Here is a 21845-nt window from a genome sequence, read left to right on the forward strand (position 1 = left end):
ATAGAGGGATACGACAGTGCCACGTTCTCTGAAAAAAGGTCCTTTTATTGATCTTCACCTACTGAAGAAGATCGAAGTGGCGGCGGAAAAGAACGATCGCAAACCAGTTAAGACCTGGTCGCGTCGTTCGATGATCCTGCCACAAATGGTCGGTCTGACCATCGCAGTACACAACGGTCGTCAACACGTCCCAGTTCTCGTTAACGAAGACATGGTCGGCCACAAACTAGGCGAGTTTGCCGGTACCCGCACTTATCGTGGGCACGTGGCAGACAAGAAAGCCAAGCGTTAAGGGGTAAGGAAATGGAAGTAGCCGCTAAGTTGTCGGGCGCTCGAATCTCCGCCCAGAAAGCCCGCTTGGTCGCCGACCAGATCCGCGGGAAGAAGGTGGGCGAAGCGCTCAACCTGTTGGCTTTCAGCAGTAAGAAAGCCGCCGAGATCATGAAGAAAGTGCTGGAGTCGGCCGTAGCCAACGCCGAGCATAACGAAGGCGCAGACGTTGATGACCTGAAGGTCAGCACCGTTTTCGTCAACGAAGGGCGTTCGCTGAAGCGTATCATGCCGCGTGCCAAAGGCCGTGCTGATCGCATCGTCAAGCGGTCTTGCCATATCACTGTCAAGGTTGCTGACAAGTAACGGAGTCGAAGAGATGGGTCAGAAAGTACATCCCATTGGCATTCGCCTGGGAATCGTCAAGGAGCACACCTCCGTCTGGTACGCAGACGGTCGGACTTATGCGGACTATTTGTTCGCTGATCTGAAGGTGCGTGAGTATCTCCAAGACAAACTAAAAAGCGCGTCCGTAAGCCGTATCGATATCCATCGTCCGGCACAAACTGCACGTATCACCATCCACACCGCTCGTCCAGGTATCGTTATCGGGAAGAAAGGTGAAGATGTTGAGAAACTGCGTCAGGACCTGACCAAGCAAATGGGTGTGCCTGTGCACATCAATATCGAAGAGATCCGCAAGCCGGAGCTCGACGGTATGCTGGTTGCGCAGAGCGTAGCTCAGCAGCTGGAGCGTCGCGTCATGTTCCGTCGCGCTATGAAGCGCGCCGTACAGAACGCCATGCGTATTGGTGCCAAAGGCATCAAAATCCAAGTGAGCGGTCGTCTCGGCGGTGCTGAAATCGCACGTACTGAATGGTATCGCGAAGGTCGTGTGCCACTGCACACCCTGCGTGCCGACATCGACTATGCCAACTACGAAGCTCACACCACTTATGGTGTGATCGGTGTAAAGGTTTGGATCTTCAAAGGCGAAGTAATTGGTGGTCGCCAAGAAGAACTGAAACCACAAGCACCAGCGCCTCGTAAAAAAGCTGCTAAGTAAGGGGTACGCCAAATGTTGCAACCAAAGCGTACGAAGTTCCGCAAGCAGATGACAGGCCACAACCGTGGTCTGGCTCAGCGCGGTAGCAAAGTCAGCTTCGGCGAATTCGCGCTGAAGTCTGTAGCTCGTGGTCGTCTCACCGCTCGTCAGATCGAGTCAGCGCGTCGTGCTCTGACCCGTCACGTAAAACGTGGCGGCAAGATCTGGATCCGTGTATTCCCGGACAAGCCGATCTCCAAAAAGCCCCTCGAAGTTCGGATGGGTAAAGGTAAGGGTAACGTGGAATACTGGGTAGCCCAGATTCAGCCAGGCAAAGTCCTGTATGAAATCGAGGGTGTAACTGAAGAGCTGGCGCGTGAGGCTTTTGCCCTGGCTGCTGCAAAGCTGCCGCTCGCCACCGCCTTTGTTAAACGGACGGTGATGTGATGAAAGCGAATGAACTTCGTGAAAAATCCGCACAGCAGCTGAACGAGCAACTGCTCGGCCTGCTGCGCGACCAGTTCAATCTGCGCATGCAGAAAGCAACTGGCCAGTTGGGGCAGTCTCATCTGCTCTCGCAAGTTAAGCGTGACATCGCTCGCGTGAAGACTGTGCTCAACCAGCAGGCAGGTAAGTGATCATGGCTGAAGCCGAAAAGACTGTCCGTACGCTGACTGGCCGTGTTGTCAGCGACAAGATGGACAAAACCATCACCGTTTTGATCGAGCGTCGCGTTAAGCACCCGATCTACGGTAAATATGTTAAGCGTTCGACTAAGCTGCACGCGCACGACGAAACCAACCAGTGCCACATCGGCGACAAAGTCACTATTCGTGAAACTCGTCCGCTGGCCAAGACCAAGTCTTGGGCACTGGTTGATGTTCTCGAACGCGCTGTGGAAGTCTAAGGACTAGGGGTCGGAGAAATTATATGATTCAGACTCAATCCATGCTCGATGTGGCCGATAACAGCGGCGCTCGCCGTGTTATGTGCATCAAGGTGCTGGGTGGCTCCCATCGTCGTTACGCTGGTATCGGTGACATCATCAAAGTTACCGTGAAGGAAGCAATTCCTCGCGGTAAAGTGAAAAAAGGCCAAGTGATGACTGCTGTTGTAGTCCGCACTCGTCACGGCGTTCGCCGTGCAGATGGCTCCATTATCCGCTTTGATGGCAACGCTGCTGTTCTTCTGAACAACAAGCAAGAGCCGATCGGCACCCGTATCTTTGGGCCAGTGACCCGTGAACTTCGTACTGAGAAGTTCATGAAGATCGTCTCGCTCGCCCCAGAAGTGCTGTAAGGAGATCCGACATGCAAAAGATTCGTCGTGACGACGAGATCATCGTGATCGCCGGCAAAGACAAAGGTAAGCGCGGTAAGGTGCTGAAGGTTCTCGCTGACGACCGTCTGGTCGTCGGTGGTCTGAACCTGGTCAAGCGTCATACCAAGCCTAACCCTATGTCGGGCGTACAAGGCGGTATCGTCGAGAAAGAAGCGCCACTGCACGCTTCTAACGTCGCCATCTTCAACGGCGAAACCAACAAGGCTGACCGCGTTGGTTTCAAAGTAGAAGACGGTAAGAAAATTCGTGTCTTCAAGTCGACCCAAAAAGCGGTTGATGCTTGAACACTGCTAGGTAGATAAGACCATGGCACGACTACAAGAGATTTACCGGAAGGAAATCGCCCCCAAGCTTAAGGAAGAACTTAAGCTCGGGAACGTGATGGAAGTTCCGCGCGTTACCAAAATCACCCTGAACATGGGTCTGGGCGAAGCGATCGGCGACAAAAAAGTCATCGAGCACGCTGTTGCTGACCTGGAAAAGATCACCGGTCAAAAAGTCGTTGTGACTTACGCTCGGAAATCCATCGCTGGCTTTAAAGTCCGTGAAGGTTGGCCGATCGGCGTCAAAGTGACTCTGCGCCGTGAGCGTATGTACGAATTCCTGGATCGTCTGCTGTCGATCTCCCTGCCTCGGGTCCGCGACTTCCGCGGCCTGAATGCCAAGTCCTTCGATGGTCGTGGTAACTACAGCATGGGCGTGAAAGAGCAGATCATCTTCCCGGAAATCGACTACGACAAGATCGATGCTCTCCGCGGTCTGGACATCACCCTGACCACCACTGCCAAGAACGATGATGAAGGTCGCGCCCTGTTGCGTGCTTTCAAATTCCCGTTCCGCAACTGATTGGAGTAGGACCATGGCCAAGATGAGCATGAAAAACCGCGAGCTGAAACGTCAGCTCACGGTTGCCAAGTACGCCAAGAAGCGTGCAGCACTGAAAGCAATCATCGTTGATCTGAACGCAAGTCCAGAAGCACGTTGGGAAGCCACAGTAGCTCTGCAGAAGCAGCCACGTGACGCAAGCGCCTCGCGCATGCGTAACCGCTGCCGCCTGACCGGTCGTCCACACGGCGTTTACCGCAAGTTCGGCCTCGGCCGTAACAAACTGCGTGAAGCGGCAATGCGTGGTGACGTACCAGGTCTGGTTAAAGCCAGCTGGTAAGTACTTTCAAAGTCCGGACGGTCTGAATCGCAAGATACTGACCGCCGGTACCTTGAATCTGGAACAAGCCCCTTTTGGGGCTTGTTTCATTTCCGGAGTGTGTCTAGAATACCCGGCTCGCCTGAGCCCGTGTTTTCTATGCCCGGAGATACTCAGCGACATATGTAGCCGCAAGGCTAATTTTTTTGTATTAGGAGCGTCTAGCCCATGAGTATGCAGGACCCGTTAGCGGACATGCTAACTCGTATCCGTAATGCCCAGATGGCTGAAAAGTCCGTCGTAAGCATGCCATCTTCCACGTTGAAGGTAGCTGTTGCCAAAGTCCTGAAAGACGAAGGCTACATTGCGGGTTATCAGATCAGCAGCGAAATCAAACCACTGCTGTCCATCGAGCTGAAGTACTTCGAAGGCCGTCCGGTCATCGAGGAAGTGAAGCGCGTTAGCCGTCCAGGCCTGCGTCAGTACAAGTCCGTTGAAGATCTGCCGAAAGTTCGTGGCGGTCTTGGCGTGTCTATCGTCTCCACCAACAAAGGTGTGATGACGGATCGTGCTGCGCGCGCTGCCGGTGTCGGCGGCGAAGTTCTTTGCACTGTGTTCTAAGGGGGGATAAGCATGTCTCGCGTCGCTAAGAACCCCGTTAAGCTGCCAGCCGGTGTCGAAGTAAAATTCGCAGGCCAACAGCTTTCGGTGAAGGGTGCCAAGGGTACTCTTGAACTGAACATCCATTCGTCCGTTGAGATCGTTGAAGAAGCTGGTGAGCTGCGTTTCGCTGCTCGCAATGGCGATCAACAAACTCGCGCAATGGCCGGTACCACGCGTGCGTTGGTAAACAACATGGTCCAAGGCGTAAGCCAAGGCTTCGAGCGTAAGCTCCAGCTGGTCGGTGTTGGTTACAAAGCGCAAGCAAAAGGCACGGTTTTGAACCTGGCCCTTGGCTTCTCGCACCCAGTGGATTACGAACTGCCGGAAGGCATCACCGCTGAGACCCCTAGCCAAACCGATATCCTGATCAAGGGCATCGATAAGCAGCTGGTAGGTCAGGTGGCCGCTGAGATCCGCGACTTCCGTCCACCAGAGCCGTACAAAGGCAAAGGTGTGCGCTACGCGGACGAAGTCGTCCGTCGTAAAGAAGCCAAGAAGAAGTAGGGCATAGCAAATGACCGACAAAAAAGTTACTCGACTGCGTCGCGCTCGCAAAGCACGCCTGAAAATGCACGAACTCGAAGTCGTGCGTCTCTGCGTGTTCCGCTCGTCGCAGCACATCTACGCCCAGGTCATCTCGGCCGACGGCAACAAAGTCCTGGCAAGCGCCTCGACTTTGGATAAAGAACTGCGTGATGGTGCCACCGGCAACATCGACGCGGCCACTAAGGTTGGCCAGCTGGTCGCTACGCGTGCTAAAGCCGCTGGCGTCTCGCAGGTGGCTTTCGACCGCTCTGGCTTCAAGTATCACGGTCGCGTCAAGGCGCTGGCTGATGCTGCTCGTGAAGCTGGGCTGGAGTTCTAAGTTATGTCAAATAACGACCAAAAGCGCGACGAAGGCTACATTGAGAAGCTGGTTCAAGTTAACCGCGTAGCCAAAACCGTTAAAGGCGGCCGTATCTTCACTTTCACCGCGTTGACCGTGGTGGGTGATGGTAAAGGGCGCGTTGGCTTCGGCCGTGGCAAGTCACGTGAAGTGCCTGCTGCGATCCAGAAGGCAATGGAAGCTGCTCGTCGCAACATGATCCAAGTTGATCTGAACGGCACCACTCTGCAGTACGCAATGAAGTCCGCCCATGGCGCTTCGAAGGTGTACATGCAGCCTGCTTCTGAAGGTACCGGTATCATCGCTGGCGGCGCTATGCGTGCTGTCCTCGAAGTTGCTGGCGTTCAGAACGTTCTGGCCAAGTGCTACGGCTCGACTAACCCAGTAAACGTGGTTCACGCCACTTTCAAGGGTTTGAAAGCAATGCAGTCTCCTGAATCCATTGCCGCCAAGCGTGGCAAAAGCGTCAAGGAGATCTTCTGATCATGGCTACCGTTAAAGTAACGCTGATCAAAAGCATGACCGGCCGCATCCCTAACCACAAATTGTGCGTTAAGGGTTTGGGTCTGCGTCGCATCGGTCACACTGTAGAAGTCCAGGATACTCCCGAGAATCGCGGGATGATCAACAAGGCTTACTACATGCTGCGTGTCGAGGGTTAATCGATGAAACTCAATGATCTGAGTCCAGCGCCGGGTTCCCGTCGCGAAAAGCATCGTCCGGGCCGTGGTATCGGTAGCGGTTTGGGTAAGACTGGTGGCCGTGGCCACAAAGGTCAAACCTCCCGCTCCGGTGGCACCATTGCTCCAGGCTTTGAAGGCGGTCAACAGCCGCTGCATCGTCGCCTGCCTAAGTTCGGTTTCGTATCCCTGAAGGCCATGGACCGCGCAGAAGTGCGTCTGTCCGAGCTGGCTAAAGTGGAAGGCGACATCGTTACTGTGCAGACCCTGAAAGATGCCAACGTGATCAACGTCAACGTACAGCGTGTGAAAATCATGCTGTCCGGTGAAGTGACTCGCGCTGTCACTATCGGCAAGGGAATCGGCGCCACCAAAGGTGCGCGTTCGGCTATCGAAGCAGCTGGCGGCAAGTTCGAGGAATAAATGGCTAAGCAAGGTGCTCTCTCAGCGCTCGGCAAAGGCGGTATGTCTGAACTTTGGGCTCGTCTGCGTTTTCTGTTCCTGGCGATTATCGTCTACCGAATAGGCGCACACATCCCGGTTCCAGGTATCAACCCGGACCGACTCGCAGACCTGTTTCGACAGAATGAGGGGACCATTCTTAGCTTGTTCAACATGTTTTCCGGCGGCGCGCTGGAACGGATGAGCATCTTTGCACTGGGGATCATGCCGTACATTTCGGCATCGATCATCATGCAACTGATGACCGCCGTCAGCCCGCAGCTGGAGCAGTTGAAGAAGGAAGGTGAAGCTGGCCGTCGCAAGATTAGCCAGTACACCCGCTACGGCACTGTCATCCTCGCCCTGGTTCAAGCTATCGGCATGTCCGTTGGCCTGGCGGGGCAGGGTGTTGCGTTCACTGGTGACTTTGGCTTCCATTTCGTCGCGGTATCCACGTTTGTGGCTGGTGCGATGTTCATGATGTGGCTGGGTGAGCAGATTACTGAGCGTGGTGTTGGTAACGGTATCTCGATGTTGATTTTCGCAGGTATCGTCGCCGGTCTTCCGAGAGCGATCGGGCAGTCTTTCGAGTCTGCACGTCAGGGTGATATCAACATTTTCGCCCTGGTTGCCATCGGTTTGCTGGCAGTAGCGATTATCGGTTTTGTGGTGTTCATTGAGCGTGGCCAGCGTCGTATTGCTGTTCACTACGCCAAGCGTCAGCAGGGCCGCAAGGTCTTTGCCGCGCAGACCAGCCACTTGCCGCTGAAAGTGAATATGGCCGGTGTTATTCCGGCGATTTTCGCGAGCAGCATCTTGCTGTTTCCGGCTTCGTTGGGTACCTGGTTTGGTCAGTCTGAAAACATGGGCTGGCTGCAGGACCTCTCTCAGTCGATCGCTCCTGGTCAGCCGTTGAATATTCTGCTGTTTAGTGCAGGGATTATTTTCTTCTGCTTCTTCTATACGGCGTTGATGTTCAATCCGAAAGACGTAGCGGAAAACCTGAAGAAGTCCGGTGCCTTTATTCCGGGCATCCGTCCAGGTGAGCAGTCTGCACGCTACATTGATGGCGTTCTGACTCGTTTGACCCTGTTCGGTGCTCTATATATGACGGCCGTGTGCTTGTTGCCCCAGTTCCTGGTGGTTGCAGCAAACGTTCCGTTCTACCTTGGCGGGACCTCGTTGCTGATCGTGGTCGTGGTTGTGATGGACTTCATGTCCCAAGTACAATCGCACCTCGTTTCGCACCAGTACGAATCCCTGATGAAGAAAGCCAACCTGAAGGGTTACGGCAGCGGCATGTTGCGCTGAGTACCCATAAGGTTCGAGGAGTTGGTGATGAAAGTTCGTGCATCGGTGAAAAAGCTGTGCCGTAACTGCAAGATTATTCGCCGCGAAGGTGTTGTTCGAGTAATTTGCAGCGCGGAACCGCGTCACAAACAGCGCCAAGGCTGAGTGTGATCCGCTTGAAGCCCGGCAGCTAGTGCGCTGCCGGGTTGATTATTTGTTATTACAGCGATATTATCTCGCGCCCTATTTCTTGGCTTCCGGGGCGTAGGTAGCTGTCAATTGGAGTCCCACTGAATGGCCCGTATTGCAGGCGTTAACATTCCAGATAACAAGCACACTGTTATCTCGCTGACCTACATCTATGGTGTTGGTCGCACTACTGCGCAGAAAATTTGCGCGGTCGCTGGGGTAAACCCAGCCGCTAAGATCAAGGATCTGAGCGACGAGCAGGTTGAATTGCTGCGTGGCGAAGTGGCGAAGTTCACCACTGAAGGTGACCTGCGTCGCGAAATCAACATGAAAATCAAGCGTTTGATGGACCTCGGTTGCTATCGCGGTCTGCGTCATCGTCGTGGTCTTCCAGTACGCGGTCAGCGTACCAAGACTAACGCGCGTACCCGTAAAGGTCCGCGTAAGCCGATCCGCAAGTAATCGCCCCCGCGAATCGACAGGAAAATTATCATGGCAAAACCTGCTGCTCGTCCTCGTAAAAAAGTTAAAAAGACAGTGGTTGATGGCATCGCCCACATCCATGCTTCTTTTAACAACACCATCGTGACCATCACCGACCGTCAAGGTAACGCGCTTTCTTGGGCTACCTCCGGTGGTTCGGGTTTCCGCGGTTCCCGCAAGTCCACCCCGTTCGCTGCTCAAGTAGCTGCTGAACGTGCTGGTCAAGCTGCGCTGGAATACGGCCTGAAAAACCTCGACGTTAACGTCAAAGGTCCAGGTCCAGGTCGTGAGTCCGCTGTCCGTGCTTTGAACGGCTGTGGCTATAAGATCGCCAGCATCACCGACGTGACGCCAATCCCGCACAACGGGTGCCGTCCGCCGAAGAAGCGCCGCGTGTAATCCAGGAGATTGTAAAGAATGGCTCGTTACATTGGTCCAAAATGCAAACTCGCTCGTCGCGAAGGCACCGATCTCTTCCTGAAGAGCGGCGTGCGCGCGATCGAATCGAAGTGCAACATTGAAGCAGCACCTGGTATCCACGGCCAACGCCGCGGTCGCCAGTCCGATTACGGCACCCAACTGCGTGAAAAGCAGAAGGTCCGTCGTATCTACGGCGTTCTCGAGCGTCAGTTCAGCGGCTACTACAAAGAAGCTGCTGGCAAGAAAGGTGCAACCGGTGAAAACCTGCTGCAACTGCTCGAATGCCGTCTGGACAACGTTGTATACCGTATGGGCTTTGGTTCTACTCGTGCCGAATCCCGTCAGCTGGTATCGCACAAGTCGATCAGCGTTAACGGCCAGACCGTAAACGTTCCGTCCTACCAGGTTCGTGCTGGTGACGTGGTCGCTGTTCGCGAGAAAGCAAAAAACCAACTTCGCATTGTCCAAGCTCTCGATCTGTGTGCCCAACGTGGCCGCGTAGAATGGGTAGAAGTAGACACTGAGAAGAAGTCGGGCGTTTTCAAGAACGTTCCAGCTCGCAGTGATCTGTCCGCCGACATCAACGAAAGCCTGATTGTCGAGCTCTACTCCAAGTAAGGGCTAGAAAATAGGTGCATCCATGCAGATTTCGGTAAATGAGTTCCTGACACCCCGCCACATTGATGTGCAGGTTGTCAGTCCAACCCGCGCCAAAATCACACTCGAGCCTCTCGAGCGTGGTTTTGGCCACACCCTGGGCAACGCGCTGCGCCGCATCCTGTTGTCCTCAATGCCCGGCTGTGCAGTAGTCGAGGCCGAGATTGACGGTGTGCTCCACGAGTACAGCGCCATCGAAGGTGTACAGGAAGACGTAATTGAAATCCTGTTGAACCTTAAAGGTCTGGCTATCAAGCTGCACGGCCGTGACGAAGTTACGCTGACCTTGTCGAAGAAGGGTTCGGGGGTGGTTACCGCTGCCGATATTCAGCTGGATCATGATGTCGAGATCGTTAACCCCGATCACGTAATCGCTAACCTGGCGTCTAACGGCGCCCTGAACATGAAGCTCACTGTAGCTCGTGGTCGTGGTTATGAACCGGCCGACTCGCGTCAGAGCGATGAAGACGAAAGCCGCAGCATTGGTCGCTTGCAGCTTGACTCTTCGTTCAGCCCGGTTCGCCGTATCGCATACGTGGTGGAAAACGCCCGTGTCGAGCAGCGTACTAACCTGGACAAGCTGGTTATTGATCTGGAAACCAACGGTACTCTGGACCCTGAAGAGGCAATCCGTCGCGCTGCAACCATTCTGCAACAGCAGTTGGCTGCGTTCGTCGACCTCAAAGGCGACAGCGAACCAGTGGTAATCGAGCAGGAAGACGAGATCGATCCGATCCTGCTTCGCCCGGTTGACGATCTGGAACTGACTGTACGTTCGGCTAACTGCCTTAAGGCGGAAAACATTTACTACATCGGCGACCTGATTCAGCGTACCGAAGTAGAACTGTTGAAGACTCCGAACCTGGGCAAGAAATCCTTGACTGAAATCAAGGACGTTCTGGCCTCCCGCGGTCTGTCCCTCGGCATGCGCCTCGACAACTGGCCGCCTGCAAGTCTTAAGAAGGACGACAAGGCGACTGCCTGATCGTCGTAATCACCGAACGTGAGTTTGGTAAGGAATGAACCATGCGTCATCGTAAAAGTGGACGTCACCTGAGCCGTACCAGCTCGCACCGTAAGGCCATGTTCCAAAACATGGCGGTGTCGCTGTTCGAGCACGAGCTGATCAAAACTACACTGCCGAAAGCTAAAGAACTGCGTCGCGTTGCTGAGCCGCTGATCACTTTGGCTAAGACAGACAGCCTGGCTAACCGCCGTCTGGCCTTCGACCGTACTCGTTCGAAAGCTATCGTTGGTAAGCTCTTCAACGACCTGGGCAAGCGTTACGCTACCCGTGAGGGTGGCTACCTGCGCATCCTCAAGTGCGGTTTCCGCGCTGGCGACAACGCGCCTATGGCGTATGTCGAGTTGGTTGATCGTGCTACTGCCGGCGAAGCTGTAAGCGCCGAGTAAGACGACAGTCTGTAACGAAGAACCGGGCCTAGCGCCCGGTTTTTTGTGCGCGTAAGAAAAGCGCCATGGATACAAGCGTGCATCGATCTGGCCGCGGCATTATGGGCGTCGGGTGTATTGGTAGTAATTTTCTATTGATGTCCACAATTTAATGAATTTGTAGACGTCATGTTGATGATCAATACTCACTGCAAGCCGATTAGCCGGCAGTTCCAAGTCCGACCTGAGGAAGATTGAACATGAGCCAGAACAAAATTCTTACCACCGCCAGCGGCGCTCCCGTGGCGGATAACCAGAACTCCCGTTCCGCCGGCCCGCGTGGCCCGTTGTTGCTCGATGATTTTCACCTGATCGAGAAGCTCGCTCACTTCAACCGCGAAAACATCCCTGAGCGTCGCGTACACGCCAAAGGTTCGGGTGCTTACGGCACGTTCACCGTCACCCGGGACATTACTCAGTACACCAGCGCCAAGCTGTTCGAGGCCGTTGGTAAACAAACGCCGACCTTTCTGCGTTTCTCCACGGTCGGTGGCGAACGTGGTTCGGCGGATACCGAGCGCGACCCTCGTGGCTTTGCCTTGAAGTTCTACACCGAAGAAGGCAACTGGGACATCGTCGGTAACAACACCCCGGTGTTCTTCATCCGCGACCCACTCAAGTTCCCTGATTTCATCCACACTCAAAAACGCCTGCCGCAAAGCAATCTGAAAAGCGCGCAGATGATGTGGGATTTCTGGTCGCACTCCCCGGAGGCGCTGCACCAGGTCACCATCCTGTTTTCGGACCGTGGTATCCCTGACGGTTACCGCCACATGCACGGCTTCGGTAGCCACACCTACAGCTTGATCAACGCCAAGGGCGAGCGGCACTGGGTGAAGTGGCACTACAAGACCAAGCAAGGCATCAAGAACCTGGCACCGGCCGAGGCGGCACGTTTGGCCGGTACCGACCCTGATTACGCACAGCGCGATCTGTTTGGTGCGATCGAGCGCGGGGATTTCCCGAAATGGCGCGTCTGCATTCAGATCATGACCGAGGCCCAGGCCAACGCACATTACGAGAACCCCTTTGACGTGACCAAAACCTGGTCGCAGAAGGAGTTCCCGCTGATCGAAGTCGGTGAACTGGAGCTCAACCGTAATCCGCAGAACTACTTCGCCGAAGTGGAACAAGCGGCGTTCGGCCCGAGCAACATGGTCCCGGGTGTTGGCCTGTCGCCGGACCGCATGCTGCAAGGTCGCGTCTTCGCTTACGCAGATGCCCACCGCTACCGTATCGGCACCAACCACCAGCAATTGCCGGTGAATGCCCCACGTAGCCCGGTCAACAGCTACCAGCGTGATGGCTCGATGGCCTTCGGCAGCAACGGCGGTGGGGCGCCCAACTATGAGCCAAACAGCTACGCCGACGCGCCGAAACAAGCGCCACAGTACGCCGAGCCCGCATTGGCCCTGAGCGGTGCCGCGGATCGTTACGATCACCGCGAAGACACCGACTATTACAGCCACGCCGGTGCGCTGTTCCGCCTGATGAACGATGAGCAGAAAGCCTTGCTCACCGGCAACATCGCCGGCGCCATGGCGGGGGTTTCCAGTGATGTGGTCCAGCGTCAGTTGCAGCACTTCTTCAAAGCCGATCCGGCTTATGGAGAAGCAATCGCAAAGGCGCTGGGTGTATCGATTAACTGACTCTAAACGATAAGTAGAACCGCCCTCATTTGGGCGGTTTTTGCGTTAATTCAGCCGCTTTTCTCAGGAAATCTTCACTTTTCTGCCGTTGGCTCCGTGACCTATGGGTCAGCATGGTTCAAACTAAAGACTTTCAAGCAGGGAGATGTAGGGCGATGCAAGGTCACCCCGACGTAATCGATTACCTCAACACGTTGCTGACGGGCGAACTCGCGGCTCGTGACCAATATTTCATCCATTCGCGTATGTACGAAGACTGGGGCTTTACCGAGCTCTATGAGCGTATCAACCACGAGATGGAAGAAGAGACCCAGCACGCCGACGCACTGATGCGCCGTATCCTGATGCTCGAAGGCACGCCACGCATGCGTCCCGACGACTTGGACGTAGGCACAACGGTGCCTGAGATGCTCGCCGCTGACCTGCGCCTCGAGAACAAGGTCCGTGCCGCGCTGTGCAAGGGCATCGAGCTGTGCGAGCAGCACAACGACTATGTCACCCGTGAAATTCTGCGCGTGCAGTTGGCCGACACCGAAGAAGATCACACCTACTGGCTGGAAAAGCAGCTGGGCCTGATCAAGCTGGTCGGCCTGGAGAATTACCTGCAATCGCAGTTCTGATTCCCGGCTGTAAAAAAGCCCCTGTCACCGTTGAAGTGACAGGGGCTTTTTATTGGGCCGGATAAATCAGGCCCGGTCGCGCGCGAGCAACGGTTTCAAGTAGTAACCCGTGTGCGATTGCGGCATCTCGGAGACCTGCTCCGGTGTACCTACCGCGATGATCTGACCGCCCTTGGAACCGCCTTCCGGCCCGAGGTCGACCAGCCAGTCGGCGGTCTTGATCACATCCAGGTTGTGCTCGATCACCACCACGGTGTTGCCGTGGTCACGCAGGCGGTGCAACACATCCAGCAATTGCTGAATGTCCGCGAAGTGCAGGCCCGTGGTCGGCTCATCGAGGATATACAGGGTTTTACCGGTATCGCGCTTGGACAGCTCACGGGACAGCTTGACCCGTTGCGCTTCACCACCGGACAGCGTGGTCGCCGATTGCCCCAGCTTGATGTACGACAAGCCCACATCCATCAGCGTCTGCAGCTTGCGCGCCAACGCCGGAACCGCGTCGAAGAACACCCGCGCTTCCTCGATGGTCATCTCCAGGGTTTCGTGGATGTTCTTGCCCTTGTATTTGATCTCAAGGGTTTCGCGGTTGTAGCGCTTGCTCTTGCACACATCGCACGGCACGTAGATGTCCGGCAGGAAGTGCATCTCCACCTTGATCAAGCCATCGCCCTGGCACGCTTCGCAGCGCCCGCCCTTGACGTTGAACGAGAACCGGCCCGGCCCGTAGCCCCGCGAGCGGGATTCCGGCACGCCGGCGAACAACTCGCGAATGGGCGTGAACAGCCCGGTATAGGTCGCCGGGTTGGAGCGGGGGGTACGGCCAATCGGGCTCTGGTCGATATCGACCACTTTGTCGAGGAGCTCCAGGCCCTTGATGCTGTCATGCGCTGCCGCTTCCAGCGTGGTCGCGCCGTTCAGGGCGGTGGCGCTCAACGGGAACAGCGTGTTGTTGATCAGCGTCGACTTGCCGGAGCCGGAAACACCCGTCACGCAGGTCAGCAGACCCAGCGGAATTTCCAAGTCGACATTGCGCAGGTTGTTGCCGCGCGCGCCCTTGAGGTGCAACGCCATCTTCTTGTTGCGTGGCGTGCGCTTGGACGGCACTTCAATCCTCACGCGCCCGGACAGGTACTTGCCGGTCAGCGAGTCTGGATGAGCCATCACCTCGGCAGGCGTGCCTTGGGCGACGATATGCCCACCATGCACGCCAGCGCCCGGGCCGATATCGACCACATAATCGGCCAGGCGAATCGCGTCTTCGTCGTGCTCGACCACGATCACCGTGTTGCCGATGTCCCGCAGGTGTTTCAGCGTGCCCAGGAGGCGATCGTTATCGCGCTGGTGCAAGCCAATCGACGGCTCATCGAGGATATACAACACGCCCACCAGACCGGCGCCGATCTGGCTGGCCAGGCGGATGCGCTGGGCTTCACCGCCCGACAAGGTATCGGCGCTGCGGTCCAGCGACAGGTAATCCAGGCCGACGTTGACCAGGAACTGCAGGCGCTCGCGAATCTCCTTGAGGATCTTGTCGGCAATCTCCCCACGGCGTCCGGTCAGCTTGAGTACGCCGAAATATTCACAGGCGTCGCCGATCGGCAGGTTGGTCACCGCCGGCAGGGTCTTCTCGCCAACCCATACGTGCCGCGCCTCACGGCGCAGGCGGGTGCCACGGCAATCCGGGCAGGGCTGGGTGCTGAGGAACTTGGCCAGTTCTTCCCGCACGCTCGCCGACTCGGTCTCGCGGTAGCGGCGTTCGAGGTTGGGCACGATGCCTTCGAACGGATGCGAGCGCTTGACGATATCGCCACGGTCGTTGAGGTATTTGAAGTCGACGTTCTGCGAGCCGCTGCCGTTGAGAATGACCTTCTGCTGATCCGCCGGCAGTTGGTTGAACGGTACTTCCAGGCTGAACTTATAGTGCGAGGCCAATGAGCCGAGCATCTGGAAGTAATAGACGTTACGCCTGTCCCAGCCGCGTATCGCGCCTTCCGCCAGCGTCAGCTCGCCATTGACCAGGCGCTTGATGTCGAAAAACTGCTTCACGCCCAGGCCATCGCAGGTCGGGCAGGCGCCGGCCGGGTTGTTGAAGGAAAACAGCTTGGGTTCCAGCTCGCTGATGGCGTGGCCACAGATCGGGCAGGCAAAGCGTGCGGAGAAGATGATCTCTTCGCCCGGTTCGTCGTCCATCGGCGCGACCAGGGCGATACCGTCCGCCAGCTTCAGGGCTGTCTCGAAGGATTCCGCCAGGCGCTGCTGCAAGTCGGCGCGTACTTTGAAGCGGTCGACCACGACATCGATCGAGTGCTTCTTCTGCTTGTCGAGCTTCGGCGCTTCGTCCAGCTCGTACAGCTTGCCGTTGATCCGCGCACGCACGAAACCTTGCGCGCGCAGTTCTTCAAACACTGAAAGGTGTTCACCCTTGCGCTCGCGAATCACCGGCGCCAGCAGCATCAGCTTGGCGCCTTCCGGCTGGGCCAGCACCAGGTCGACCATCTGGCTGACGGTCTGGGCTTCCAGCGGGATGTCGTGGTCCGGGCAACGCGGGATACCGACGCGCGCATACAGCAGGCGCAGGTAGTCGTAGATCTCGGTGATGGTGCCCACGGTGGAGCGCGGGTTGTGGGAAGTCGACTTCTGCTCGATGGAAATTGCCGGCGACAGGCCTTCGATGGTGTCGACGTCGGGCTTTTCCATCATCGACAGAAACTGGCGGGCATAGGCCGACAGCGACTCGACATAGCGCCGCTGGCCTTCGGCGTACAGCGTGTCGAACGCCAGCGACGATTTGCCGGACCCGGACAAACCGGTGATGACGATCAGTTTGTCCCGGGGCAGGGTCAGGTCGATGTTCTTCAGGTTGTGGGTTCTAGCCCCACGAATCAGGATCTTGTCCAAGATGGCCTCGCACGGCGGGCGTAAATAATGCCGGAGTATACGGCTAAAGACTGGATGAATATACACTGTCAAGGTGCCAGGTGCAGCCTTACATGAAACCTGCGCGGCAAACCGCCGCATATACCCTCTCAATCGATGGGACTGGTAGAATCGCCGCCGGTTCACACGAGGTTTTTCCATGCACGATCCCCACAGCGAACGCATGAGTAGCGGCGAGACCCGAGCAGCAAGCGGTCTGGCCCTGGTGTTCGCCTTCCGTATGCTTGGCATGTTCATGGTGTTGCCGGTGCTGGCGACCTACGGGATGGATCTCGCAGGCGCGACCCCCGCCCTGATCGGCCTGGCCATTGGCGCTTATGGCCTGACCCAGGCAATTTTCCAGATTCCGTTCGGGATCATTTCCGACCGCATCGGCCGCCGCCCGGTGATCTACCTCGGGTTGATCGTGTTTGCCCTCGGCAGCGTACTCGCGGCCCAGTCCGATTCGATCTGGGGCGTGATTGCCGGGCGTGTCCTACAGGGCGCCGGCGCGATTTCCGCAGCGGTCATGGCCTTGCTGTCGGACCTGACCCGCGAACAACACCGCACCAAGGCCATGGCCATGATCGGCATGACCATCGGCCTGTCGTTCGCCGTCGCGATGGTGGTCGGCCCGTTGCTGACCCGCGCCTTCGGTTTGCACGGGCTGTTCCTGGCCACCGGCGGCATGGCGTTGTTCGGTATCGTGATCGTGGCCTTCATGGTGCCGCGTTCCACCGGCACTCTGCAGCACCGTGAATCCGGCGTCGCGCGCCAGGCGCTGCTGCCGACCCTCAAGCACCCGGACCTGCTGCGCCTGGATTTGGGTATCTTCGTGTTGCACGCGATGCTGATGTGCAGCTTCGTGGCCTTGCCCCTGGCCCTGGTGCAAAAAGCCGGGTTGCCCAAGGAACAACACTGGTGGGTCTACCTGACCGCGCTGCTGATTTCATTCTTCGCCATGATCCCGTTCATCATCTATGGCGAGAAGAAACGCAAAATGAAACGAATTTTGCTCGGCGCCGTCGTGACGCTGATGCTCACTGAGCTATTCTTCTGGCAGTTCGGCGACAGCCTGCGGACGCTGGTAATCGGTACGGTGGTGTTCTTCACCGCGTTCAACCTGCTGGAGGCTTCGCTGCCTTCGCTGATCAGTAAAGTTTCACCGGCCGGCGGCAAGGGCACGGCGATGGGGGTGTATTCCACCAGCCAGTTCCTGGGCTCTGCACTGGGCGGCATCATGGGTGGCTGGATGTTCCAGCACGGCGGTTTGTCGGTTGTGTTCCTCGGATGCGCAGGTCTGGCTGCCCTCTGGCTAGCCTTTGCTGTTACCATGCGCGAACCTCCCTATGTGACGAGTCTGCGCTTGCCGTTATCGCCTGAAGCGATACGCGAAGCTGGCTTGGCCGAGCGCCTTAAGGCCGTTACAGGGGTTACCGATGCTGTGGTTATTGCTGAAGAAGCCGCCATCTACATCAAATTGGACACCGAATTATTGGATCGCGCGACGCTCGAGCAACTGGTCAACCCAGTGCCGACAGCGCGCCCAGCTTAGGAGAACGTTATGGCCCGTGGGGTTAACAAAGTCATATTGGTCGGTACATGCGGCCAGGATCCCGAAGTTCGCTACTTGCCTAACGGTAACGCCGTGACCAACCTGAGTCTGGCGACCAGCGAACAGTGGACCGACAAGCAGACCGGCCAGAAGGTCGAGAAAACCGAATGGCACCGTGTGTCGATGTTCGGCAAAGTGGCAGAGATCGCCGGTGAATACCTGCGCAAAGGTTCGCAGGTCTACATCGAAGGCAAACTGCAGACCCGCGAGTGGGAAAAAGACGGCATCAAGCGTTACACCACTGAAATCGTGGTCGACATGCAAGGCACCATGCAACTGCTCGGCGGCCGTCCACAGGGCGACCAACAGGGCCAGGGCGGCATGTCCAACTCGGCACCGCGTCCACAGCAGTCGCGTCCGCAGCCAAGCCAGCAACCACAGCGTGAGTCGCGCCCAGCGCCACAGCAGGCCGCTCCGCAACCGGCTGCGGATTTCGACAGCTTTGATGACGATATTCCGTTCTAGGCCATACCAACGCACCCCGCAGCAAACTAAAAAAACCGCGCCGCCGACAAGGCCGCGCGGTTTTTTATGCGCCTTACATCGTCTAAAACTGCGCGAAGCGCAACATATCGGCGTTGACCCGCTGCTTGTGAGTGTCGGTCAACCCATGAGGGGCGCCTGAATACACCAACAACTGGGCGTCTGGAATGAGGCGTTTGCTTTCCAAGGCTGACGCCTGGATCGGCACGATCTGATCGTCGCCCCCATGGATAATGAGCGTGGGGATATTGAAATGCTTCAGGTCATCCCGAAAGTCGGTTTCAGAAAATGCCTTGATGCTGTCGAAGGTATTTTTGTGCCCTCCCATTACACCCTGCATCCAGAATGAATTGATCAAGCCTTGCGAGGGTTTGACGCCTACCCGGTTGAATCCATAGAAAGGGCCGCTGGCCAGATCAAGGTAGAGCTGCGAACGGTTGGCAATAGAGTCGGCACGCATCCCGTCAAAAACTTCGATCGGCGTCCCTTGGGGGTTACTGGGGGTTTTCAGCATCAATGGCGTTACCGCGCAGATCAAGCCGGCTTTGGCCACGCGCGAAGTGCCATGACGAGCGATATAGCGTGCAACTTCACCGCCTCCGGTGGAAAAACCGAAGAGGATCACGTTGCTCAGATTCAGGTGCTCAATCAGTTCCGCCAGGTCGTCCGCGTAGTGGTCCATGTCATTGCCGCCCCACGGCTGGCTTGAGCGGCCATGCCCTCGGCGGTCATGCGCGATGGCGCGAAAACCGTTGTTGGCGAAATGCAGCATTTGCGATTCCCAGCTGTCGCTGTTCAGTGGCCAGCCGTGGCAGAACATAACAGGCTGGCCGCTGCCCCAGTCCTTATAGTAAAGCTCGTTGCCTTCGCGAGTTGTCAGATAAGTCATGGCGTAGCTCCATTGACGTGTACAGACTTGGCGGTGAAGGCCAGAAAACCGTCCGTAGACACTACGCTGGCATGGGTATTAACGACCCGCAGAGGACTTGGCTCGTGCAGGTCTAATCTGATCTTAGTTCGGTTTTGCGCGCGCTGCGTAAGGGCGTTGGCATCTTCCGATGGTAAGGTGATCCCTGGCGTTTGTTCTCGCGGCTCACACGATTTAGGCTGTGGCCAACCTTTAAACACAAGGAACGCCGCGATGACCTGGTCCGCCAAGCAATACACGCTGTTCGAACAACAGCGCACACGCCCCGTCCGTGATCTGGTCGCGGCCATTCCCAATACCGCGGTGCAAACCGCCGTCGACCTGGGCTGCGACCCCGGTAATTCCACGCAAGTGTTGGCCGAGCGTTTTCCGCAGGCTCGCGTCACCGGCATGGACAGCTCCGACGACATGCTGGCCGACGCCCGCAAGCGCCTGCCGACGCTGAACTTCGAACGGGCGGATATCGGCGCCTGGAGCCCGGCGCAACCGTTCGATGTGATCCTGGCGAATGCTTCCCTGCAATGGCTGCCGGACCACGCCACGCTTTACCCGCACCTGGTCAGCCAGTTGACCTCCGGCGGAACCCTGGCGGTGCAAACCCCGGACAACCTCGACGAGCCCGCCCATCGGCTGGCGCGTGAAGTCGCCGCCGATGGCCCATGGTCCGCCAGGATCGGCGCGGTCAAACACAATGAACGGCACACGGCGAGCTATTACTACGAACTGCTGAGCAAACACTGCAGCGCCGTCGATGTGTGGCGCACCACCTACCTGCACCCGCTGGCGGATCACGCGGCTGTGGTGGAGTGGTTCAAGGCCTCGGCATTGCGGCCGTTCCTCGCACCGTTGAGTGACGACGAAAAAGCCGCCTTCCTACAGGACTATCAGGCGCGAATTACCCAGGCTTATCCGGCCCTGGCTGATGGCACCGTGCTGCTGCCTTTCCCGCGCCTGTTCATCATCGCAACCCGCTAGCCCCACGCCCGCACGTGGCGGTCAGGCCGCCGCCGCTTGCGCCTGCAAGTATTCCTGCGTCGACACCACGCTCGCATACCCAAATGCCAACGACGCCATATACGCCCCATGCACCTGCGCCGCCGGAATCACTTGCCCGTTGAACTCCTGATCCCGCGTGGCGCAGGCGTCATGGAGCACGGTGACCTTGTAACCGAGGTCCGCCGCCGCCCGTACCACGGCGTCGATGCACATATGGCTCATGCTGCCGACCACCACCAGGTCAGTGATGCTGCGTTGTTCCAGCACGGTGCGCAGCTGGGTTTCGCGAAACGCATTCACGAAATGTTTAAGCACCACCGGCTCACTGCCTTCGTTCAGCACCTTGGGGTGCAGATGCGCGCCTTCGGAGCCTGGGGTGAAGAACGGCGCATCTTCCGAGGTGAACTCATGGCGCACATGAATCACCGCATCGCCCGCCTGGCGAAATGCCTGCAGCGCCTGCGCGGCCTTGTCTGCCGCGGCTTCCACGCCGTCGAGCGGCCACTTGCCTTGGGGGAAGTAGTCGTTCTGGATATCGATTAGGATGAGCGCTTGCTTGGCCATGTGTGTTGCCTCGTGATGGGTTGATGGGCGCCAGTATCTTAGCTGGCGCACCGACCGGGGATTGGCTGCACCGACAATAACAGGGGGAAAACTGACAATGGCCGTGGAACGCTCGATCATCGAGTTGGGTGTGTTGATCTATCAGGGCGCGCAACTGGCGGCGGTGCATGGCCTGACCGATCTGTTCGGGGTGGCCAACCGGATCGCCGCCGCGCACCAATCCGCGCAATTGCCGCTGCTGCGGGTCAGCCATTGGCAGGTGGCGGCAGATGGTACGCCCGCGCGCGTATTCGCCAGCCATCCCGGCCCCGGCCAACCGCTGATGGCCGTGCTGGTACCACCGTCGATTGGCGAATTCACCGAGCAACAGACGCCACCCGCGTTGTTGCAATGGCTACGCCAACAACACGCGGCGGGCACCGTGCTCGGTGGCGTGTGCATCGGCTCGATCATGCTGGCGCGCAGTGGTTTGCTGGACGGGCGCAGCGCCACCACCCATTGGTCTTCCGCCAGTACGTTCGCAGAGCATTACCCCGCGGTGCGTCTGGAAGCGGATAAACCGATCGTCGATGACGGCGACCTGATCACCACCGCCGGGCTGATGGCGTGGTCCGAACTGGGCCTGCGTCTGGTCGACCGCCTCATGGGGCCGAGCGTTGCGGCGGACACGGCGCGCTTTCTGGTGATCGAACACAGCGACAGCGCCAGCCAGTGCGGCAGCAACTTTGCGCCGATTCTCGGGCATGGCGACGGCGCGATCCTGAAAGTGCAGCACTGGTTGCAAGCCAGTGGCGCGGTGGATGTCTCGGTGGCGGCGATGGCGCAGGAGGCCGGCCTCGAAGAACGCACGTTCCTGCGGCGCTTTCGCGGCGCGACGGGTTTGAAACCCACCGAATACTGCCAGCACCTGCGAGTGGGCAAAGCCCGGCAAATGCTCGAGTTCACCAACGGCACCATCGACCATATCGCCTGGACCGTGGGCTATCAGGACCCCAGCGCGTTTCGCGCCACCTTCAAGAAAATCACCGGCCTGGCGCCCAGCGAGTATCGCAGCCGGTTTGGTGTGTGAAGAATGCTTCGTCGTCACCGCCCTCGCTCGCCTCGTCAGCT

32 protein-coding genes are annotated in these 21845 nt (G+C 57.5%); 29 read left to right on the plus strand and 3 right to left on the minus strand.

Features of this window, described 5'->3' with window-relative positions; translation table 11 throughout:
* Nucleotides 1-16 precede the first annotated feature (16 nt).
* The 25 genes from rpsS (at nucleotide 17) to bfr (ending at nucleotide 13230) form a co-directional block, all read left to right on the plus strand.
* Complete coding sequence (gene rpsS, locus ACP7E3_RS20735; RefSeq protein ID WP_002555486.1) at nucleotides 17-292, plus strand: 30S ribosomal protein S19; 276 nt, start codon at nucleotides 17-19, stop codon at nucleotides 290-292.
* Nucleotides 293-303: 11 nt separating this feature from the next.
* Nucleotides 304-636, plus strand: coding sequence for a 50S ribosomal protein L22 (gene rplV, locus ACP7E3_RS20740; protein WP_003103908.1), 333 nt, complete (start codon nucleotides 304-306; stop codon nucleotides 634-636).
* Between the two features lie 13 nt (nucleotides 637-649).
* Nucleotides 650-1336 (plus strand): 30S ribosomal protein S3, encoded by a 687-nt coding sequence (gene rpsC, locus ACP7E3_RS20745; protein WP_003176422.1) that lies wholly within the window; start codon nucleotides 650-652, stop codon nucleotides 1334-1336.
* Nucleotides 1337-1348: 12 nt separating this feature from the next.
* On the plus strand, nucleotides 1349-1762 hold the full coding sequence (rplP, locus tag ACP7E3_RS20750) for a 50S ribosomal protein L16 (protein WP_003232424.1): 414 nt from the start codon (nucleotides 1349-1351) through the stop codon (nucleotides 1760-1762).
* Complete coding sequence (gene rpmC / locus ACP7E3_RS20755; protein WP_002555481.1) at nucleotides 1762-1953, plus strand: 50S ribosomal protein L29; 192 nt, start codon at nucleotides 1762-1764, stop codon at nucleotides 1951-1953. Before rplP ends, rpmC begins: the two co-directional genes overlap by 1 nt.
* Before the next feature lie 2 nt (nucleotides 1954-1955).
* Nucleotides 1956-2222: a 30S ribosomal protein S17 gene (rpsQ, locus tag ACP7E3_RS20760; RefSeq protein ID WP_003176419.1), complete on the plus strand. Its 267-nt coding sequence runs from the start codon at nucleotides 1956-1958 to the stop codon at nucleotides 2220-2222.
* A gap of 23 nt (nucleotides 2223-2245) precedes the next feature.
* The gene (gene rplN / locus ACP7E3_RS20765) at nucleotides 2246-2614 is read left to right on the plus strand and encodes a 50S ribosomal protein L14 (protein ID WP_002555479.1); all 369 of its coding nucleotides are present in this window, start codon (nucleotides 2246-2248) and stop codon (nucleotides 2612-2614) included.
* Nucleotides 2615-2625: 11 nt separating this feature from the next.
* Nucleotides 2626-2940, plus strand: coding sequence for a 50S ribosomal protein L24 (gene rplX / locus ACP7E3_RS20770; RefSeq protein WP_007896770.1), 315 nt, complete (start codon nucleotides 2626-2628; stop codon nucleotides 2938-2940).
* 22 nt (nucleotides 2941-2962) lie between these two features.
* Nucleotides 2963-3502 (plus strand): 50S ribosomal protein L5, encoded by a 540-nt coding sequence (gene rplE, locus ACP7E3_RS20775; protein WP_003194642.1) that lies wholly within the window; start codon nucleotides 2963-2965, stop codon nucleotides 3500-3502.
* Between the two features lie 13 nt (nucleotides 3503-3515).
* Nucleotides 3516-3821: a 30S ribosomal protein S14 gene (rpsN, locus tag ACP7E3_RS20780; RefSeq protein ID WP_003176414.1), complete on the plus strand. Its 306-nt coding sequence runs from the start codon at nucleotides 3516-3518 to the stop codon at nucleotides 3819-3821.
* A gap of 207 nt (nucleotides 3822-4028) precedes the next feature.
* Nucleotides 4029-4421, plus strand: coding sequence for a 30S ribosomal protein S8 (rpsH, locus tag ACP7E3_RS20785; protein ID WP_017848802.1), 393 nt, complete (start codon nucleotides 4029-4031; stop codon nucleotides 4419-4421).
* 12 nt (nucleotides 4422-4433) lie between these two features.
* Complete coding sequence (gene rplF / locus ACP7E3_RS20790; protein WP_003176412.1) at nucleotides 4434-4967, plus strand: 50S ribosomal protein L6; 534 nt, start codon at nucleotides 4434-4436, stop codon at nucleotides 4965-4967.
* Between the two features lie 10 nt (nucleotides 4968-4977).
* Nucleotides 4978-5328 carry a 50S ribosomal protein L18 gene (gene rplR, locus ACP7E3_RS20795; RefSeq protein WP_003186037.1) on the plus strand — a complete coding sequence of 117 codons (351 nt, stop codon included), beginning with the start codon at nucleotides 4978-4980 and terminating at the stop codon, nucleotides 5326-5328.
* 3 nt (nucleotides 5329-5331) lie between these two features.
* A complete protein-coding gene (gene rpsE / locus ACP7E3_RS20800) occupies nucleotides 5332-5832 on the plus strand; it encodes a 30S ribosomal protein S5 (protein WP_003186035.1) in 501 nt (166 codons plus the stop codon).
* Between the two features lie 2 nt (nucleotides 5833-5834).
* Nucleotides 5835-6011, plus strand: coding sequence for a 50S ribosomal protein L30 (gene rpmD, locus ACP7E3_RS20805; RefSeq protein ID WP_003176408.1), 177 nt, complete (start codon nucleotides 5835-5837; stop codon nucleotides 6009-6011).
* A 3-nt stretch (nucleotides 6012-6014) separates the two neighbouring features.
* A complete protein-coding gene (gene rplO, locus ACP7E3_RS20810; protein WP_003176407.1) occupies nucleotides 6015-6452 on the plus strand; it encodes a 50S ribosomal protein L15 in 438 nt (145 codons plus the stop codon).
* Entirely contained in the window at nucleotides 6453-7781 is a 1329-nt protein-coding gene (gene secY, locus ACP7E3_RS20815; RefSeq protein WP_003176406.1) for a preprotein translocase subunit SecY, read from the plus strand.
* A 27-nt stretch (nucleotides 7782-7808) separates the two neighbouring features.
* Complete coding sequence (gene rpmJ / locus ACP7E3_RS20820) at nucleotides 7809-7925, plus strand: 50S ribosomal protein L36 (RefSeq protein WP_002555468.1); 117 nt, start codon at nucleotides 7809-7811, stop codon at nucleotides 7923-7925.
* A gap of 129 nt (nucleotides 7926-8054) precedes the next feature.
* Complete coding sequence (rpsM, locus tag ACP7E3_RS20825; protein ID WP_017848803.1) at nucleotides 8055-8411, plus strand: 30S ribosomal protein S13; 357 nt, start codon at nucleotides 8055-8057, stop codon at nucleotides 8409-8411.
* 30 nt (nucleotides 8412-8441) lie between these two features.
* On the plus strand, nucleotides 8442-8831 hold the full coding sequence (gene rpsK / locus ACP7E3_RS20830; protein WP_002555466.1) for a 30S ribosomal protein S11: 390 nt from the start codon (nucleotides 8442-8444) through the stop codon (nucleotides 8829-8831).
* Between the two features lie 18 nt (nucleotides 8832-8849).
* On the plus strand, nucleotides 8850-9470 hold the full coding sequence (gene rpsD / locus ACP7E3_RS20835; RefSeq protein ID WP_003176404.1) for a 30S ribosomal protein S4: 621 nt from the start codon (nucleotides 8850-8852) through the stop codon (nucleotides 9468-9470).
* 22 nt (nucleotides 9471-9492) lie between these two features.
* The gene (locus tag ACP7E3_RS20840) at nucleotides 9493-10494 is read left to right on the plus strand and encodes a DNA-directed RNA polymerase subunit alpha (protein ID WP_003176403.1); all 1002 of its coding nucleotides are present in this window, start codon (nucleotides 9493-9495) and stop codon (nucleotides 10492-10494) included.
* 41 nt (nucleotides 10495-10535) lie between these two features.
* A complete protein-coding gene (gene rplQ / locus ACP7E3_RS20845; protein WP_003176402.1) occupies nucleotides 10536-10922 on the plus strand; it encodes a 50S ribosomal protein L17 in 387 nt (128 codons plus the stop codon).
* 239 nt (nucleotides 10923-11161) lie between these two features.
* Complete coding sequence (locus ACP7E3_RS20850) at nucleotides 11162-12610, plus strand: catalase (protein ID WP_017848804.1); 1449 nt, start codon at nucleotides 11162-11164, stop codon at nucleotides 12608-12610.
* Between the two features lie 155 nt (nucleotides 12611-12765).
* Entirely contained in the window at nucleotides 12766-13230 is a 465-nt protein-coding gene (gene bfr / locus ACP7E3_RS20855; protein ID WP_017848805.1) for a bacterioferritin, read from the plus strand.
* Nucleotides 13231-13296: 66 nt separating this feature from the next.
* Here the strand turns inward: bfr and uvrA are convergent, their stop codons facing one another.
* The gene (gene uvrA, locus ACP7E3_RS20860; protein WP_017849544.1) at nucleotides 13297-16131 is read right to left on the minus strand and encodes an excinuclease ABC subunit UvrA; all 2835 of its coding nucleotides are present in this window, start codon (nucleotides 16129-16131) and stop codon (nucleotides 13297-13299) included.
* 178 nt (nucleotides 16132-16309) lie between these two features.
* Here uvrA and ACP7E3_RS20865 point away from each other — a divergent pair, with 178 nt between their 5' ends.
* On the plus strand, nucleotides 16310-17704 hold the full coding sequence (locus ACP7E3_RS20865; protein WP_426124227.1) for an MFS transporter: 1395 nt from the start codon (nucleotides 16310-16312) through the stop codon (nucleotides 17702-17704).
* 9 nt (nucleotides 17705-17713) lie between these two features.
* A complete protein-coding gene (locus ACP7E3_RS20870) occupies nucleotides 17714-18229 on the plus strand; it encodes a single-stranded DNA-binding protein (RefSeq protein WP_017849542.1) in 516 nt (171 codons plus the stop codon).
* A gap of 82 nt (nucleotides 18230-18311) precedes the next feature.
* Here ACP7E3_RS20870 and ACP7E3_RS20875 read toward each other — a convergent pair whose 3' ends face one another.
* Nucleotides 18312-19136: an alpha/beta fold hydrolase gene (locus ACP7E3_RS20875; RefSeq protein WP_057005471.1), complete on the minus strand. Its 825-nt coding sequence runs from the start codon at nucleotides 19134-19136 to the stop codon at nucleotides 18312-18314.
* A gap of 252 nt (nucleotides 19137-19388) precedes the next feature.
* On the opposite strand from ACP7E3_RS20875, the gene tam reads away from it, so the two are divergent.
* Complete coding sequence (gene tam, locus ACP7E3_RS20880) at nucleotides 19389-20150, plus strand: trans-aconitate 2-methyltransferase (RefSeq protein ID WP_426124230.1); 762 nt, start codon at nucleotides 19389-19391, stop codon at nucleotides 20148-20150.
* Between the two features lie 21 nt (nucleotides 20151-20171).
* Here tam and ACP7E3_RS20885 read toward each other — a convergent pair whose 3' ends face one another.
* A complete protein-coding gene (locus ACP7E3_RS20885) occupies nucleotides 20172-20735 on the minus strand; it encodes a cysteine hydrolase family protein (RefSeq protein WP_057005472.1) in 564 nt (187 codons plus the stop codon).
* Between the two features lie 97 nt (nucleotides 20736-20832).
* On the opposite strand from ACP7E3_RS20885, the gene ACP7E3_RS20890 reads away from it, so the two are divergent.
* Nucleotides 20833-21804, plus strand: coding sequence for a GlxA family transcriptional regulator (locus ACP7E3_RS20890; protein ID WP_046482562.1), 972 nt, complete (start codon nucleotides 20833-20835; stop codon nucleotides 21802-21804).
* Nucleotides 21805-21845 lie beyond the last annotated feature (41 nt).

This window comes from Pseudomonas sp. PSPC2-3 (assembly GCF_049898265.1).
Lineage (GTDB): Bacteria > Pseudomonadota > Gammaproteobacteria > Pseudomonadales > Pseudomonadaceae > Aquipseudomonas > Aquipseudomonas veronii.